This is a genomic window from Planomonospora algeriensis (assembly GCF_977012225.1).
On record NZ_CDRNDK010000839.1, the window covers coordinates 1 to 1,442 of the forward strand.

Below are 1,442 nucleotides of genomic sequence, written 5' to 3' on the forward strand. Positions count from 1 at the left end.
GGCCGTGGCGACCGTCGCCGCCGGGCTGACCCTCCGGGCGCTGGCCGGCGGCCCGCTCGGCGCGTACGGCGGTGACGCCCTGTACACCGTGCTCATCCACACGATCATCGTGTTCGCCCTGCCGCGCACCGCACCGCTCCGGGCCGCGGCCGGGGCGCTGGCCTTCAGCTGGGCGGTCGAGTTCGCCCAGCTCACTCCCGTCCCGGCCGCGCTCTCCGAGGCGAGCGCGGTGGCCCGGCTGGTGCTCGGCAGCACGTTCGGCGCGGCACCTGGCGGCCTACGCCGCCGGGGCCGCCCTCGCCGCGGCCGTCCACGCGCTCCTGCGCCGCGGGCCCGCCGCCGCTCCCCTGACGACCGGATAGCCTTCGCCCATGCCCGAAGGACACACCATCCACCGCCTGGCCGCCGAGCACCGGCGGGTCTTCGCCGGGCGGACGGTCCGCGCGGACAGCCCGCAGGGCAGGTTCGCCGCCGGGGCGCGGCAGATCGACGGGCGGGTGCTCCGGGAGGCCGACGCGCACGGCAAGCACCTGCTGCTCGGCTTCGACGACGACCGCTGGCTCCACGTGCACCTCGGCATCTACGGCAGGTTCACCTTCGGCGCGGTGCCCGTCCCCGCCCCCGCCGGCGCGGTACGGCTCCGCCTGACCGGCGCGGACGCCTACGCCGACCTGCGCGGCCCGAACACCTGCGAGCTGCTGGACCCCGTCGACGTCAAGGCGCTGCACGCCCGGCTCGGCCCCGACCCGCTGCGCCCCGACGCCGACCCCGACCTCGCCTGGCGGCGGATCTCCCGCAGCCGCACGTCCGTCGCGGCGCTGCTGATGGACCAGTCGGTGATCGCGGGGGTGGGCAACATCTACCGGGCCGAGGTGCTGTTCCGCCAGGGCATCGCCCCGGCCACGCCCGGCCGGGAGCTGACCCGCGAGCGCTGGGAGGCGGTCTGGGCCGACCTGGCGGTCCTGATGGCCGACGGGGTGCGTGCGGGCCTGATCGACACGGTCCGGCCGGAGCACACGCCCGAGGCGATGGGCCGCCCTCCCCGGGTCGACGACCACGGCGGCGAGGTCTACGTCTACCGGCGCTCGGGCATGCCCTGCCTGGTCTGCGAGACCGAGGTCCGCACCGAGTCGCTGGTCGGCCGCAACCTCTTCTACTGCCCCGCCTGCCAACCGGGCTGACCGGCCCCGCCGGGCGCGGTCTTCACCGGTGCCCGGTTCCGGCGGGGAGACCGGGTCGTCCCGGCCCCGCTCAGAGCAGCCGCAGGACCGCCTCGACCGACTCGCGCCGGGCGGGGAGGAGCGGGAGCCGTACCGACGGGGTGGGGATGAGGCCCCGCGCATGCAGCACGCCCTTGAGCACGGTGGGGTTGGGCTCGGCGAACACGGCCGCGGCCAGGGCGGACAGGCGGTGGCCGAGCGCGCGGCGCGGGCGGCGTCGCC

General features: G+C 77.3%; 2 protein-coding genes and 1 pseudogene. 2 read left to right on the plus strand and 1 reads right to left on the minus strand.

Going from position 1 to position 1,442, the window contains the following annotated elements:
- Positions 1-109: 109 nt before the first annotated feature.
- Together ACWJ6R_RS36240 and ACWJ6R_RS36245 are read left to right on the plus strand one after the other, a co-directional pair.
- A pseudogene (locus ACWJ6R_RS36240) lies at positions 110-202 on the plus strand (hypothetical protein); the annotation flags it as partial.
- Positions 203-371: 169 nt separating this feature from the next.
- The gene (locus ACWJ6R_RS36245) at positions 372-1,181 is read left to right on the plus strand and encodes an Fpg/Nei family DNA glycosylase (protein ID WP_449066531.1); all 810 of its coding nucleotides are present in this window, start codon (positions 372-374) and stop codon (positions 1,179-1,181) included.
- 70 nt (positions 1,182-1,251) lie between these two features.
- Here the strand turns inward: ACWJ6R_RS36245 and ACWJ6R_RS36250 are convergent.
- On the minus strand, positions 1,252-1,442 hold a 191-nt coding region (locus ACWJ6R_RS36250), incomplete at its 5' end, for a dihydrodipicolinate synthase family protein (protein WP_449066532.1).

Coding starts and splice junctions, on each gene's coding strand:
- ACWJ6R_RS36245 (WP_449066531.1), top strand. CDS start 372: ATGCCCGAAGGACACACCATCCACCGCCTGGCCGCCGAGCACCGGCGG.